At 70.1% G+C, this 14,589-nt stretch carries 12 protein-coding genes; 7 read left to right on the top strand and 5 right to left on the bottom strand.

Annotated features, from left to right (window positions below; translation table 11 throughout):
- The first annotated feature begins 12 nt into the window (after positions 1-12).
- Positions 13-1,089 carry a COG4223 family protein gene (locus IE246_RS10520; protein ID WP_189989144.1) on the top strand — a complete coding sequence of 359 codons (1,077 nt, stop codon included), beginning with the start codon at positions 13-15 and terminating at the stop codon, positions 1,087-1,089.
- A gap of 6 nt (positions 1,090-1,095) precedes the next feature.
- Here the strand turns inward: IE246_RS10520 and IE246_RS10515 are convergent, their stop codons facing one another.
- A complete protein-coding gene (locus IE246_RS10515) occupies positions 1,096-1,743 on the bottom strand; it encodes a nucleotide-binding protein (RefSeq protein WP_189989141.1) in 648 nt (215 codons plus the stop codon).
- Positions 1,744-1,891: 148 nt separating this feature from the next.
- Between IE246_RS10515 and IE246_RS10510 the strand changes: the two genes are divergently transcribed.
- From IE246_RS10510 to IE246_RS10490, 5 genes are all read left to right on the top strand, one after another.
- The gene (locus IE246_RS10510) at positions 1,892-2,449 is read left to right on the top strand and encodes a hypothetical protein (protein ID WP_189989139.1); all 558 of its coding nucleotides are present in this window, start codon (positions 1,892-1,894) and stop codon (positions 2,447-2,449) included.
- On the top strand, positions 2,446-3,363 hold the full coding sequence (locus tag IE246_RS10505) for a TauD/TfdA dioxygenase family protein (RefSeq protein WP_189989137.1): 918 nt from the start codon (positions 2,446-2,448) through the stop codon (positions 3,361-3,363). The genes IE246_RS10510 and IE246_RS10505 overlap by 4 nt, the downstream gene beginning before the upstream one ends.
- Before the next feature lie 11 nt (positions 3,364-3,374).
- Positions 3,375-4,565: an ABC transporter substrate binding protein gene (locus IE246_RS10500; protein WP_189989135.1), complete on the top strand. Its 1,191-nt coding sequence runs from the start codon at positions 3,375-3,377 to the stop codon at positions 4,563-4,565.
- Positions 4,566-4,703: 138 nt separating this feature from the next.
- Positions 4,704-5,801 (top strand): tetratricopeptide repeat protein, encoded by a 1,098-nt coding sequence (locus tag IE246_RS10495; protein WP_189989133.1) that lies wholly within the window; start codon positions 4,704-4,706, stop codon positions 5,799-5,801.
- Between the two features lie 101 nt (positions 5,802-5,902).
- Positions 5,903-8,320: an MFS transporter gene (locus IE246_RS10490; RefSeq protein WP_189989131.1), complete on the top strand. Its 2,418-nt coding sequence runs from the start codon at positions 5,903-5,905 to the stop codon at positions 8,318-8,320.
- 6 nt (positions 8,321-8,326) lie between these two features.
- Here IE246_RS10490 and IE246_RS10485 read toward each other — a convergent pair whose 3' ends face one another.
- Both IE246_RS10485 and IE246_RS10480 read right to left on the bottom strand, forming a co-directional pair.
- The gene (locus IE246_RS10485; protein WP_189989130.1) at positions 8,327-9,484 is read right to left on the bottom strand and encodes a homocitrate synthase; all 1,158 of its coding nucleotides are present in this window, start codon (positions 9,482-9,484) and stop codon (positions 8,327-8,329) included.
- A gap of 11 nt (positions 9,485-9,495) precedes the next feature.
- Positions 9,496-10,287 carry a bestrophin-like domain gene (locus IE246_RS10480; protein WP_189989128.1) on the bottom strand — a complete coding sequence of 264 codons (792 nt, stop codon included), beginning with the start codon at positions 10,285-10,287 and terminating at the stop codon, positions 9,496-9,498.
- Between the two features lie 392 nt (positions 10,288-10,679).
- Here IE246_RS10480 and IE246_RS10475 point away from each other — a divergent pair, with 392 nt between their 5' ends.
- Positions 10,680-11,510, top strand: coding sequence for a DEAD/DEAH box helicase family protein (locus IE246_RS10475; RefSeq protein ID WP_189989126.1), 831 nt, complete (start codon positions 10,680-10,682; stop codon positions 11,508-11,510).
- 3 nt (positions 11,511-11,513) lie between these two features.
- On the opposite strand, the gene IE246_RS10470 is transcribed toward IE246_RS10475, so the two are convergent.
- Positions 11,514-12,293, bottom strand: coding sequence for an ATP-binding cassette domain-containing protein (locus IE246_RS10470; protein ID WP_189989124.1), 780 nt, complete (start codon positions 12,291-12,293; stop codon positions 11,514-11,516).
- Positions 12,290-14,548: an ABC transporter permease gene (locus IE246_RS10465; protein WP_189989122.1), complete on the bottom strand. Its 2,259-nt coding sequence runs from the start codon at positions 14,546-14,548 to the stop codon at positions 12,290-12,292. The genes IE246_RS10470 and IE246_RS10465 overlap by 4 nt, the downstream gene beginning before the upstream one ends.
- Between the last annotated feature and the right edge of the window lie 41 nt (positions 14,549-14,589).

Genomic DNA, 14,589 nt, shown 5'->3' with positions numbered 1-14,589 from the left:
ATCGGAGGCACAATGGCCGACGAACCTAAGCGCACTTCGCGTTCTACTTCGACCGGTGCCACCCGGAAGGGCCGCACCAAGGCAACCGCGGCGGCGGCAAGCGGCAAGGAGACCGCGGCCGAGAAGCCGGCGGCCGAGCAATCGGCCGCCGAGACGGCTGCCGCTTCGGAGGCCAAGGCTGCCGCGTCCGAGGCCAAGGCCGCCGCGTCGGAGGCCAAGGCCGCCGCGTCCGAAGCCAAGGCTGCCGCGGCCAAGCCGGCGCCGCAGCCCGCACCGGCGCCACACCCGGCACCGGCGGCAGAGTCGTCGGGCTCCGGCAGCGGTGTTGCGCTGGCCGGCCTGATCGCCGGCGTGGTCGGGATCGTGCTGGCCCTGACCTATCCGCAGTGGACGCCGATCGTGTACGGCTCCTCCGGCTCCGAGCAGCGGGTGACCGCGGATCAGGTCCGGACCGAGTTGAAGGGCGAGGTCGAGGCCCTGAAGGCGACGATCGCGGCCATGTCCGAGAAGGAGGCGGCCCTCGAGAAGGCGGTTCAGACCGCCAAGATCCCCGGCATCCTGATGGTCGCCGAGGACCTGCGGACGGCGCTCGGCGGGTCCGAGCCCTATGCCGGGCCGCTCAACCTCTTCCGTTCGCTGACCGGGGGCGACGCTGCCGCCGCGCCGATCGTGGCGGCGATCGAGGCCCGGGCCGAGGTCGGCGTGCCGACCGTCGAGGAGGTACAGGAATCCTTCGACGAAGTGGCCCATGCCATCCTCATGGCCGAGCAGCGGCCGACGGCCAGCGGCGATCTGGCGGCCCAGATGTCGGACACCGTCGCCAGTCTGGCGGCGGCGACCATGCGACTGCGCTGGCGTATCGACGGCGCGCCCACCGGCGAGGGCGTTCCGGCGGTCGTGGCGCGGGCCGAGCAGGCCGTGATGGGCGGTGAACTGCAGACGGCGATCGACACCCTCGGAACGCTTCCCGAGGGACGGGCGGCGCTCGCCGCGTCCTGGATCGAGTCGGTCAAGGCCCGCATGCAGGCCGATACGGTCCGCGAGGATCTGGACGCCTACATCATCTCGATGGCCGCGCGCGTCCAGTAGGGCGCGTCAGGCGGTCGCGAACAGCGCCGGCTCGAGCTCCCGCGCGAGCCGGCGTATCTCCAGGGAGGCGTTGGTCTTCGGGGCGAGCTCCTGTGGGGAGGCGCCATGGTACGACGCTTCCTGGAAGATGGCGCGATCGCCGATCCGGGCCTCGACCGGGTTCAGGCCGAGGTTCTCCAGCTGACGCTCGGTATGGCGCACCACCGTCGCGCGCTTGACCCGGTTCAGTACGGTGCGGAACGCGATGCTCCGGCGGGTCAGCGCACTGGCGCTTTCGATCACCTTCTTCATCTTGACGGCCTCGAACAGGCTCGCCTCGTCGGCCATGACCGGGATCAGCACGAGGTCGGCGATGCCGACCGAGTAGATCATCGACTGGTTCCCGAACCCGGCGGTGTCCACGATCACCAGGTCCGCCCGCTGGCCGAGGTCCTGGACGGCGCCGATGATCGCATGCTCGTCGGCGGTCGCCTGAGACTCGACGTCCTTGTAGCTCTCGCCCTTGCGGATCCAGCGGGTGGCGGCCTGGTTCGGGTCGGTGTCCAGGACGGCGACGCGTTTGCCGGCGTCCCGCCAGTACGCGGCAAGCGACGCGGCGATGGTGGTCTTGCCGGTGCCGCCCTTGCTGGTGGCGACCACGAGAACGCTCGCCATGTCAGTTCCGCTCCCCCGCTGCAGCGCTGATTCATAATGGCGGAACAGGCAATGAACGCAATGCCCGCGTTGCGCACGCCCCCGGAATGCGGTTTGCTGTGCGCACTGCAGGCGTTGGCTCCGGCACGGGCAACGGAAGAGCTTGGCTATGAAGGGTACGTTGGTCGCGGCGATGCTCGTCGCAGCGGCCCTCGGCGGCGTGACGCAATCGGCGCGGGCCGGGGCGATCGGCGACGCCGTGGTGGCGGTCGGCGGCTGGGTGAGCGCGACCGAGGCCGCGGTAGCGCAATGGATCGACCGTGTCTGGAGCCGGGCCGTCGCCTCCGGCCGCGACGAGCGGGCGGCCGGGGCCTTCCGTCAGCTGCTGGTCGAGGCACCCGGTCGGATCGACGAACTGGCCGACCGCGCCGGATACTCCCTGTCGGCCTATTCCGTCGCCCGAGGCGATCGGCAGGACATGGTTCTGCAGTTCCGCTACGCCCGCGAGCTCGATCCGGCGGAGCGCCAGTCCCTCGCGCGCGAGCTCCAGGACCCGGCCTCGCTGGATGTCCGGCCCGAGCTTTCGCTGCTGCGGATCCTGCTGGACGCGTCCGACTGGCGGGACGCCGGCAGCGGCGGCCGGTTCATGTTGACCGGCGTCGAGGTCCGGGTGGACGATGCGGTCTCGTCCCGGCTCATCTTCTCGAAGGCGATGGTCACCCAATGACCCTGACGGCAGAGCCACTTTCCGAGTTCCTGGGGGCCGAGATCAAGGGGCTGGACCTGTCCAGGCCGATCGATCCGGCCGACCGGGCCGCGTTGCTGGAGCAGTTCTGGCGCCACAAGGTCATCGCGATCCGCGGCCAGGACGTCGACCCGGACGGCTTCATCCGGTTCGCCGAGGCGTTCGGGGCGATCGAGCCGTTCTTCATAAGCGCCTACAATCTGCCGTCGCATCCGCAGATCTACGTGCTCTCGAATGTCCGCAAGGACGGCAAGCCGATCGGCCGCGACGGAGCCGGCACCCACTGGCACAGCGACAGCACGTTCACCGAGAAGCCGAGCAGCGTGACCCTGCTGCACGGGGTGACCGTGCCGTCGCGCGGCGGTGACACGCTGTTCGCGGACACGGTCGACGCGTACGAGCGTCTCGACCCCGCGACCAAGGCCCTGATCGACGGCAGGCGCGCCGTGCATCGCTACCAGCGCAAGGAGTTCGTGTTCTCCGGCGACCGCGCGGTCGACGCGGCGGAGCGGGCCGAGATCGAGCGCCTGAAGGCGACCCGCCTGGCGGAGGAGGCGGCCGCCGCACCGTCGCCGACCGCCCGGCGGAGCAACCGCGAGCCGGACCGCCTGCACCCGCTGGTGCGAACCCATCCGGTCACCGGTCGCAAGGCGCTGTACCTCAACGACGAGATGACGGTCGGGATCGAGGGCATGCCGGAAGCCGAGGCGGTACCGCTCCTGCGGCGCCTGTGCGAGGTCGCCACCGCGCCCGACCGCGTGCTCCGCTTCAAATGGCGGCAGGGCGACATCGTGGCCTGGGACAACGCCGCGACCGTCCATACCGCGACCTTCACGCCCCCCGACGAGCCGCGCGTGATGCACCGGCTGACGATCGAGGGGACGGTTCCGTTCTGAGGAGACCGGACATGGCCGCAGGCCGCTGGATCGCCGGGGTGATGATAGCCGGTCTGGTGCTGCTTCTCGGGGCCGGGCCGGGCCAGGCCCGGCCGGTGCTGGACTGGCTGGACTACGACGCGGCGGCCAGGGCCGACTACGCGATCGACCAGAACACCGGCGACACCGCCCGGCACAGCATCGAGCCGTCCTGGGCGCCCGAGGGCCAGCGGCGAACCGCCAAGCTGGTGATGCTGCTGATCCCGAAGCGCTCGGAGATCGCGTACTCCACGTCGGTCAACACGATCCTGCGGGTGTTCCGCCAGCACGGGCTGCCGGCGCGCTTCTCGGTCTGGTTCTACGACGAGGACGACGCGGTGGCGGGCGAGGCGCTGGACTGGGCGTACGCCCAGCCCGTCGACCTGATCATGTCGGTGGGATCGGTGGCGACCGCCTATCTCCACGACCACCACATCGGCAACGGCATTCCGGCGGTGACCAGTGCGTCGAAGGACCCGGTGGCCTCCGGCCAGGTAGCCGACCCGAAGGCCGGCAGCGGCACCAATATCGCCTACACCTCGATCAACGTGTCGACCGACACGCTGGTGGCCTATCTGCGGCGGCTGGTGCCCGAACTGACCACCATCGGGATCATGTTCTCGCGCGACAACAGCAGCGCCATCAAGACCCAGGTGGAGCCCCTGCAGGCCGCCGCCGACGATCTCGGCCTGACCGTCGTCGACATCTCGGTCGAGAACGACAGTTCCGCCGAGACCGAGCTCAACACCGCGATCCCGGACGGTCTCGACGCCATGCGGCGCAGCGACCCGGACCTCAAGCGCAGCGTGCTGCTGGTCACCGGTTCGACGCCGGTGTACGAGCGGATCGCCCAGGTCAACCGTCATTCCGGGCGGGTTCCGGTGGTCTCGATGCTGCCGGACGTCGTCCGGCCGGGTCCGGATTCGGCGCTGCTGTCGATCGGGGTCAACCAGTCGAGCGCGGTCGCGCTCGCCGCGGTCTATGCCAAGGACATCCTGCTCGGCCGCGCCGATCCGGCGACCTTGCCGGTCGGAACCGTGTCGCCGCCGGACCTGGCCATCAACTTCCTGGTCGCCGAGCGGATCGGGATCAAGATCCCGTTCTCGTTCTTCGAGTCGGCGACCTTCGTCTACGATCCGGAGGGGCGTGCCGTGATCGAGTTCGGGCAGCGGGTCGGGGGGTAGCCGCGATCTCGGTCCGGCGTCGCGCGCCGGCGTATGGTATATTCCGCAAATGCCTGAGAGTTCCGGACTTCTGACGGTTGGTGGGTTTCGCGCGGCGGCGCCTGCAGGACAGGGCCGCCCATCGGGGGAGAGTGAGTAATGCTGGACGGGTTCCTGTCGTTGCCGGTGATGGCCGTGGCCGCGTTCTTCACGGTCTCGTACTTCGTCAATCCCGGCACGATCATCATCGAGAAGATGTCCGTTCCCGAGGATTTCGAGGAGGAGACCGGCTACAACGGTTACGCGGCCGCCGGCGAGTTCACCCGCTACGTCTCCGAGATCGCCGAGGCTGCCGGCACCAACCGGGGTACGCGGACGACAGAACTGACCGCCCAGGGCCGCTCGGTCGAGGCCTTGAGCGACTGGTTCGGGCTGGGGGAGCCGATCCGGTCGACCCAGGTCGCACTCGGGTTCCTGCCCTACACCTTCTCCGGCAAGCTGATCCAGAAGGGCGACACCCTCAGCCTCAAGGTCTACGGCGAGTCTCCGGCGTACTGGGAGTTCGCGATGTCGGAGAAGGGCAGCGTCGACGACGTCAGCGGACTCCTGAAACGGGGTGCGATCAAGCTGATGCAGAAGATCGACCCCTACCTCGTGGCGGTCTACCACTTCCGCGAGGAGGCGCCGGACAGCGGCTATCCGGAGACCAAGGCCGCGATCGATCACTGCTTCGTCTACGCGCCGCGCAAGGAACTGCCGTGGGTCTACGCGCTGCTCGGCGACGTGCTGCGCCGCGAGGGCCGGTATGAGGATGCGGTGGTGAAGTTCCGGCAGGCCCTCCTGCTCAACCCGTCGTTCCCGCGACCGATGATGCGGTGGGGCAATGCGCTTGCCGACCAGGGCCGTCACGAGGAGGCCATCGGCCGCTACAAGAAGACGCTCGAGATCGCGCCGATCTACCCGGAGGCGCTGGTCTACTGGGCCGACTCGCTGGAGGCCCTGGGGCAGCACGAGGAGGCTCACAAGAAGTACCAGGAAGCGCTCGCGATGGATCCGGAGTTCCCGCGGATCGTGTTCGCTTACGGCAAATACCTCGCGCACAAGGGCGAGAAGGCCCGGGCGGCCGAGTACCTGCACCAGGCGGTCGAGCTCGATGGCGGCCGGAACAAGTCCTACGTGGCGGCGTTGCGGAAGGTGCAGGGCGAGATCGACCCGATCCTCGCCGAGATCGAACAGGTCGGAGCCGGGAAGAAGTGAGGGCGGCGGCGGCAGCGCAGGCCATCGCGTTCCGATCGGGTCGGCGACGTGTCGCGAGGACCTGAGCCCGGTGTCGGTACGGAACTCGGATCGGACGTGACATGACGGCGTTGCGACGCGTGCTGCCGGGCATCATGCTGACGGCGATCAGCCTGCTGCTGTTCGCCTATGTCGGCTACGGCGAAGCGACCCGGGTCTACCTGCAGATCCGCATGGAACGCATCGACCAGCTCGGTGCGACGCTGCAGACGGCGGTCGGGCAGTTCGCCAAGTCCGGCCTGCCGCTCGACCAGTTCGGCGGGTTCGAGCGCCGGAGCCAGCAGGTCCGGACGGTCGATCCCGCGATCATGGCGGGGCTGATCGTCGACGTCGACGGTCGGCCGATCTTCTGCGAGGCGGACGCCACGGTGCGTGACCGGCTGTGCCGGCCGGCCGGCGACACCGGCGGCCCGGCCGCCGGCTGGACCGCGACGCCGCAGCATCGCGGGCTGGAGACCGACGCGACGGTCAGACTGCCGATCCGGGACAAGTTCGGCGTGGTCGGCAGCGTGCTCCTGCACGTCGACCAGATGCGCATCAAGCAGGTCGTCGACGAGGCGTTCTATCCGGTGTTCATCATCACCGGCGGCCTGTTCCTGCTGTTCACCGCGGTTCAGCTGATACTGTGGGCCTGGCGCGGCGAAGCCGTCCGGCAGCGTTGGCTGACGCCGCTCTTCCTCGGCGTCCTGGCGGTCAATCTCGCCGTCCTGACGACCGTGATGTTCGACCTGTACCGCAAGGGTACGGAAGGTCAGGCCGAGGCCCTGGCACGGTCGATGGCGGCCCGGATCTCCGCCGCGACCGAAATCGGGATTCCGCTGTCGGCCTTCTCGGGCATCGACGCGACGCTCGCGGAGTACCGCCGCATCAATCCGAACATCGCGGCGATCTCGCTGCTCGACCAGAGCAAGGTGCTGTATTCGGTCGAGGACCAGCGGGTCGCCCTCGGTCTCGCCGACGGGGTGTTCGAGCGGCTGACCTTCGATCTGCCGATCCAGGATTCGCCGGAGCACAACGTGGTGCTGTCGGTCGAGCTGCCGGTGTCGGTGGTTCTGGCGGCGATGGCGACCGGTGCGCGCAATTTCCTCGCATTGTTCTTCGGCTGTGCGGTGTTCGCACTGATGTTCCTGCGGGCGGTTCGCGAGGGGCAGGGGGGCGCCGGGTCCGAGGACACGGCGGTGCGGCTCGCGCTGCTCCGCCCGGCGTATTTCCTGGGGATCTTCGCCGACGCCCTGTCGCTGTCGATGCTGCCGGAGATCGCCAAGGAGACGGTCGCGGCGGCCGGGCTGCCCTCGGAGTGGGTGTCGCTTCCTTTCACCCTGTTCTTCGTCGGCCTGACCGGCGCCCTGCTGCCGGCGTCGTACGTGACCGAGCGCATCGAGGTCAGGAAGCTGTTTCTGATCGGGGCGGCGGCGGTCGGCGGTGGCCTGTTCCTGGTGTCGCTGGTGCCGGAGTTCTGGTCGCTGTGCCTGGGGCGCGCCATCGGCGGCGTCGGCCAGGGGACGCTCCTGGTCGCGGTGCAGGCCTACGCCTTCGACGTGGTCGGTTCCGGTCAGCGCACCCGGGCGGCGGCGGTCCAGGTCATGGGCTACAACGGCGGGCTGATCGTCGGCACCGGGCTGGGCGGCCTGCTGGCGGTGTTCAACCCGGACCGCGATGTCCTGTTCGTCGGCGGCCTGGTGGCGGTCGCCGCCTGTCTGTACATCGTCTTCGTGCTGCCGGCGCTTCCGCACCGCCGGCAGCCTGCGGGCGAGTCGGTCAGCCTGATCGGGGCCGTTGGCCGGCTGGCGCGTGCCCCGGACTTCATGGCGGTGCTCGGGCTGGTCGGGATCACCTCGAAGTTCGCTTTGGCCGGCGTTGCGATGTTCGCGATGCCGCTGGTGCTGCACCAGGCCGGCTACCAGGACGACGAGGTCGGCCAGGCCCTGATGGTGTTCGCCGTGGTCACCTATCTGATCACCGGCATCGCGCCGCGGCTGGTCGGCCGCCTGGGCTCGATCGACGGGGTGCTGACCATCGGCATGGTGATGCTCGCACTGGGAATCGGCCTGCTGGGGCTGCTGGTCGCGCCGCTGGACGGGGCCGCGCCGCCGCCCTTCGTGCCCACCTGGGTGGCGGTGCTGGCGGCCGACCTGCAGGGTGCGCTGGGCGCCAGCGTCGTTCCGGTCGCGACCGGGCTCGCGGTCGTGGTGGCGGTCGCCGCCCTGGGGGTCGGGCAGGGGCTGATCGCCGCCCCGGTGGTGGCCCGGGTGGCGGACAGTCGGGTGGCCAGCACGGTCGGCCGGGAGCGGACGCTGGCGGTGTACCGGCTGGCCGAGCGGGCCGGCCACATCCTCGGGCCGACCCTGGTCGGGCCGGTGCTGCTGGCGGCCCACGGCAACGCGACGCCGCTCACGGTGTTCGCGGTCGTGTTCGCGGGGATGGCCGTGCTGTACGGCATCTGGTCGATCGCCGGTCACGACCGGCGAGGCGTGGCCTGAGGCCGCTCAGGCAGAGCGCCGCGTGGATTCGGCGGCGACCTCCGCCAGGATCCGGTCGACGTCGTCGAGCGTCAGCCGCTGCCCGTCGGCGGCGTGCTTGACCCGGGCCGTCGCCTCTTTCAGGTCGCTGAGCGCCAGGCGCATTCCGAGCGCGTCGGCCCGGACCCGGACCGCGTTCCAGCCGGTCAGGCGGTGCCCGATGGCGATCTCGCGGGTCAGTCCGAAATCGGCGGGATCGAGCGCCTCGTAGGCGCGCGGGTCGTTGTACACCGCCTTGGTGTGGATTCCGGCCTTGTGGCTGAAGGCCGTCTCGCCGACCAGCACCTGGTTGAACGGGACCGCGACCTCGGCCAGTTCCGCGACCCGACGGCACAGTCCCGGCAGCGCGTCGAGCCGGAACCGCGCCATCGTCCCGGCCCGGTCGGCCGCGTACATGACCGCGATCATCCCTTCGAGCGGGGTGATGCCGTTGCGCTCCCCCAGCCCCAGGACCGAGGTGTTGATGTGGGTCGCCCCGTTGGTGACGGCCGCATGGGCGTTGGCGACCGCGCATCCGATGTCGTTGTGCCCGTGGAACTCGATCGGCATGGCTGTCAGCCGGTGCAGCAGACCGACCACGTCGGCCACCCGGTCGGGCGTCGCCGCGCCGGTGGTGTCGGCGATCCCGAACCGGTCGAACAGCTTCAGCTCGGCCAACGGCAGGTACACGTTCATCAGGTCGCTGAGCGGGCACCGGAAGGCGTCCTCACTGGAGAACCGGATGCTGACGTCGGGCGCCCGCTTGCGCACGAACTCGGCGACTTCCGCGGCCATCCGGACGACCTCGCTGATCGCCTTGCCGTGGCTCGCGGCTCGCAGGATCGGCGAGGTCGCCATCACCATGTGCAACGCGCCGACCCCGGTGTCGAGGGCGATCGCCGCGTCGTCCGGGTGACAGCGCACATGGGCGGCGACCGTGCCCGGCAGGCCGGCGCTCGCGATCGCCTGCGCGTCCTCGCGCGACCGGCGGCTGGCCGCCGGCGAGGTGACCTCGAGATAGCGAACCCCGAAGTCGGACAGGGCGCGGGCGATCTCGAGCTTGGACTCGCTGCTGAAGTCGGCGTGGATGAACTGCTCGCCTTCCCGCAGGGTGGTGTCGACAATGACGACGTCGGAAAGCGGCATGGCTCGCCTCCTTACTGAGCGACCGCCAGGAACGCACTCGGGCTGACGGCGGTCTCGCCCACGAACGGGTAGGCGAGGTGCAGGACCACGACCAGGTGCATCACCAGGAAGCTGACCAGGATCGCCGACATCATGGCCTGGCTGACCACGTTGACGGTGCCGAAGAACCACGGGAACACGATCGCGATCGTGGTCCCGAGCCCGAGCAGGATCCACACCAGCGATACCAGGCTGCGCGACACCGTGGTGAGCCGGAAGCTCCGGCTCTCGTTGATCTGCCGGACCCATTCGACGGTGTTCTGCTGCAGCGCCTGCTGGCCGGCGGTGATCGGGTCGGCCTTCAGGAAGACGTCGGAAAGCTGGTTCAGGCGGTGGGTGACCTCGAAGCTCGGCACGCCCAGGCTCATGGTCCGCCATTCCTTCTCGACCACCGCCCGGGCGTATTCCCGGATCGCCGATTTCATCTTGGCCCGCACTTCGGCCTGGCCGGGCTGATCGTAGATGTCGGCGGCCCGCTCGAGGGAGACCAGCGTGGCGACCTCCTTCTGAACGGTGGTCTGCGCGTCGGTATACCGGTCGAAGGCGCCGATCAGGGCGAGCGCCAGGGTGACCGCGTAGACCTCGCCCAGGAAGCTGAACTTGGCGCCGCCGACAAGGTTGTTCGGCTCGAGCTGGAACGGCGTGTAGATCGTGTTTACGACCCAGGTCCCGATCAGCGAGACCATGACCGCGATGCCGATCAGCAGGGGCACCGCCACGTCGAGCGGAATTCGGGCGAGCAGAACGGCGAGTTCGTATGTCATCGGCGGGCTATCGCGGTTCGGGCTGGTTGCGGGCGGACGAAGGTCGGCCGGAAGCGGGACGCCGGCGGTTCCGGTCAGGCATCGCACCCGACTCCGGCGGCCGACTGCCCTGTCCTCGGGCGGTCGGCTCGACCCGTCCGGTACCGACCCCGACGGCTCCGTCGAGAAGGTGAATCCGACACCAGCGCCACCGCGGTCATTGCGCGACGCCCCTCCCATGATCCGTGCCCGCCAAGTCGACGCAGACTAACCTAATCCCGACCGCGACGCTGCATCAAACACTTAGGCATGGCGGGCAAGACCCTGCCCGATCCGACAGTTCGGCGCGCGCTTGACGCGTTCGAAGCGTTCGTTCGAGGGTTGGGCCGGTTGAGGCGGCGAGGGGGACGCCGGTGCACAGCGTTGGTGACGTACGGCACCTGGAAGCGGGCGAACTGGATGTCGTCCAGGGCCCGGCGGCGGTCCCGGCCGCAGGGGCGCTCGGCGGGCGGACCGTCCTGGTGCTGGTCGGGCTGACCGGGGCCGGAAAGACCACGACGGCGCAGCATCTGGCCGCGCGCATGCCGCTGGCTGCCGTCCTGCCCGACCGCCGGGCGCTGACCGACCGGGTGATCCTGCCGTCGATGACCGGCGGCGCCGCCGCGGTCACCGACCGGGTCGAACGGTTCCGCCTGACCGCGGCGTTCAAGGAGCGTCACCCCGGGGGGATGGGCGAGGTGCTGTCGTGGCTGCGGCTGCCCGCCGACCTGCCGGCCGGGGCGATTCTGTTCGACGGCCTGCGGGGCGAGGCCGAGGTCACCGCCGCGGCGGCGCTGGCGAACGGGCGCTTTCTGGTGCTGGACTGTCCGCCGGCGCACCGCCTGTGGCGGTTGTGCGGGCGCAACGATCCGTTCGACCAGGCGTCCGCCACGACGGCGGTCGACGCTTCCGCCCACGGTACCGACGCGATCCGGGAGGCGCTTCGGGGCGAGGGCTTCGACGCACTGGTCGGCGCGGCGGATTTCGCCCGGCTCGTCCGCACGCTCGTGGACCGGGCGGTCGGGCCCGAGGCCGTCGCCCGCAGTGCCGCGATCATCGTCGAGGAATCCCACCACTACGACCCCGACGAGGCGCGTGCCGCCCTGCTGCGGCTGGCGCCCGACCGGACGCTGGTCCTGGACACCGCGAAGCTGGATCCGGAGACGGTCGCGCGCGCCGCTGCCGACTGGTTGGCCGGCGAATAGGCGTCACGCGGCCGCGCGCGCCTGGTCGGCGGTCAGCGCGGTCTCCGGGGTGCCTTCGACGATCAGTTCCAGCACCTCCTTCTCGGAGGTGTGGTCGATGTAGCGGTCGCCGACGTTCTCGCCGCGCTTGAGGACCATGACCCGGTCGCCGACCTCGAAGATGTCGGTCAGGCGGTGGCTGATGATCACCTGGGCGACGCCGTGCTCCTTCAGTTCCTGCATGGTGCGCAGCAGCTCGTTGGTGGCCATCACCGACAGGTTGGCGGTCGGCTCGTCGAGAATCACCACCTGCGGCTCGAAGCTGATGGCGCGGGCGATCGCGACCGACTGCTGGCGGCCGCCGGACAGGCTCTCGACCCGCTGGCGGACCGAGTTCACGTCGACCTTGAGCCGCTTCAGCACCGCTTCGGCGTCGCTGTACATGCGCTTCTTGTCGACGAACAGGCCGCGCCGCGGCCAGCGCCCGAGGAAGATGTTCTGGCCGACGTCCATGTTCCCGCAGAGCGCGAAGTCCTGGTAGATCATCTCGATGCCGGAATCCCGGCTGTCCTGCGGGCTGCGGAACTGCGTGGCGGCGCCGGACACCAGCACGTCGCCGCTGTCGCGGTGATAGGCGCCGGTGAGGATCTTCATCAGCGTCGACTTGCCGGCGGAGTTGTCGCCGACCAGGCCCAGGACCTCGCCGGGCATCAGTCGGAAGTTCACGTTGTGGAGCGCCCGCACCGCCCCGAACGCCTTGCAGATGTTCCGCATCTCCACGATCGGCGTCTCCGTCTCGCTCATGTCGCTGCACTCCTCGACGCGCGTCTGCGCATGGTCAGCCGGCCCAGGAGCCGGCCGAGCACGGCCTGCTGCCGCAGCCAGATGTCGCCGAGCACGGCGACGATCAGGATCAGGCCGATGAACACGTTCACCCAATGCTGGGGCATTACGAAGGACTGGCCGTCGGCCCCGATGATCTGCAGCGACAGCAGGGCCCGGATCAGCGCGATCACCGCCGCGCCGGCGAGCGAGCCGATGACCGAGCCGTAGCCGCCGAAGATGCTGCCGCCGCCGATGATCACCGCGGCGATCGCGTCGAGCTCGCGCAGCTGGCCGGCCGACGGGTTGAAGCTGCGCAGGAACGCCACGTAGACGATGCCGGCGACCGCCGCGCACATCGCCGAGAACACCAGCGCGGCGAACCGCACCCGGTCGGTGTCGATCCCGGCGTAGCCGGCCGCCCGAGGGTTGCCGCCGGTGGCGTAGCAGGCCCAACCCCAGCGGATCCTGGCCAGGACGACGGCGGCGACCACGGCGATGACCGCCAGCATCAGGGTCTGGGTGCTGAGCGCGCCGGCGATCTTGAACGCCAGGGTGCCGGGGGCGGGGGCCAGGCCGAGCGCCTGCAGCGGCTCGATCAGCTTGCGGCCGAGCAGTCCGAAGCTCTCCGGGAACTGCGAGAGCTGGCGGCCGGCGACCATCCAGGCGGCCAGTCCGCGGGCGATGTAGAACATGCCGAGGGTGGCGACGAAGGCCGGCAGCCGCGCCCGGGTGGCGAGCAGCCCGTTCATCGCGCCGGCGGCGGTCCCGACCACGAACGCCGCCAGGATCGCGAAGCCGGGATCGGCGCCCAGGGTCTTCATCAGGAACGCCGCGGTCGCCCCCGACAGCGCCAGCACCGCCCCGACCGACAGGTCGATGTCGCCGTTGACGATCACGAAGGTCATGCCGACCGCCAGCAGGCCGACCTCGGTGAACGCCAGCAGCAGGTTGAAGCTGTTGTCGAGCGAACCCCAGAAATCCGGCCGCAGCCACATGCCGACCAGCCAGAGCGCCACCATGAACAGCACGGCGGCGGCCTCGCGCCGGGCCAGCAGGCGGTTGACCAGCCCGCCCGAGAACTCGCGGGCCTGCACCGAATGGCCCATGGTCTTGATGCCGACCATGGCGACCCCGTCGGCGTCCTCGGCCGGCGGCGGCGTGTGACCGCGCAGCCAGGCCCACAGCCGCTGCGGCAGCCGGCGGCGCAGCACCAGCGGCTCGATCAGCACCGCCGCCACCAGGATCAGGCCGAGGAACGCCGGCACCGCGCCCGGCGGCAGCTGGGCCATCGCCTGCACCTGCATGTCGACGCCGCCGATCTTGATGACGCGGACCGTCGGCACGCCCTCGCGCAGCACCTTGTCGATCAGCACCACCAGGATGGCGCCGAGGCAGGACCCGACTACGCGGCCGCGGCCGCCGAGGATCGAGGCGCCGCCGACGATCACCGCGGCGATCACGATCAGCTCGGCGCCCTGGCCGTACTGGCTGGTCACGCCCTTGTCCTGGGCCACGTTCATGATGCCGGCGACCGCCGCGCACAGCGACGCCAGCACGAAGCCGCGGATCCGCACGATCCTCGTGTCGATGCCGGCGAACTCCGCCGCCTGGAGGTTGCCGCCGACCGCGTAGGATTCGTAGCCCCAGCGGGTGCGCGCCAGCAGCAGCGCCCCGACCGCGGCGATCGCCACGAACACCAGGATCTGGTTGTTGAAGCCGAGCGGGTTGGCTTCGCCGATCGCGAAGAACGCGCTCTCGGCCGCCTTGGCGTCGTAGGCGATGGTCTTGCCGCCGGTCAGGCCGAGCACCAGGCCGCGGCCGATGAACAGCATGGTCAGGGTGGCGATGAAGGCCGGGACCTGCAGGAAGGTCACCAGCACGCCGTTGACCAGCCCGATCGCCAGCCCGACGCCGAGCGCGCCGGCGACCGTCCAGCCGAGGCCGAGGTCGTAGTGCGCCGGGGCGTACAGCAGCGAGAACACCACCGCGACCAGCCCGAGTGTCGAGCCGACCGACAGGTCGAGGTCGCGGTTGACGATGACGAACGTCATGCCGACCGCCATCACCCCGAACCGCGCGGCGTCCCGCAGGGTCGCGCGCAGGGCGTGGAAGTCGCCGAAGAAATCGGGGTTGATCAGGGTCCCGGCGGCATACAGCAGCGCCATGAACACCAGCAGCCCGATCTCCCAGCCGTAGCCGGCGAACAGGGCGCGGAAAGCGGATCTGTCGGACATCGGGTCCCGTCGGAAAACGGTCGGGCAGGGCCGCGGATGGC

The organism is Thalassobaculum fulvum, from assembly GCF_014652915.1.
Lineage (GTDB): Bacteria > Pseudomonadota > Alphaproteobacteria > Thalassobaculales > Thalassobaculaceae > Thalassobaculum_A > Thalassobaculum_A fulvum.
Note: the sequence above shows the minus strand (reverse complement) of the source record. Positions and strands in the feature narration are given on the sequence as shown.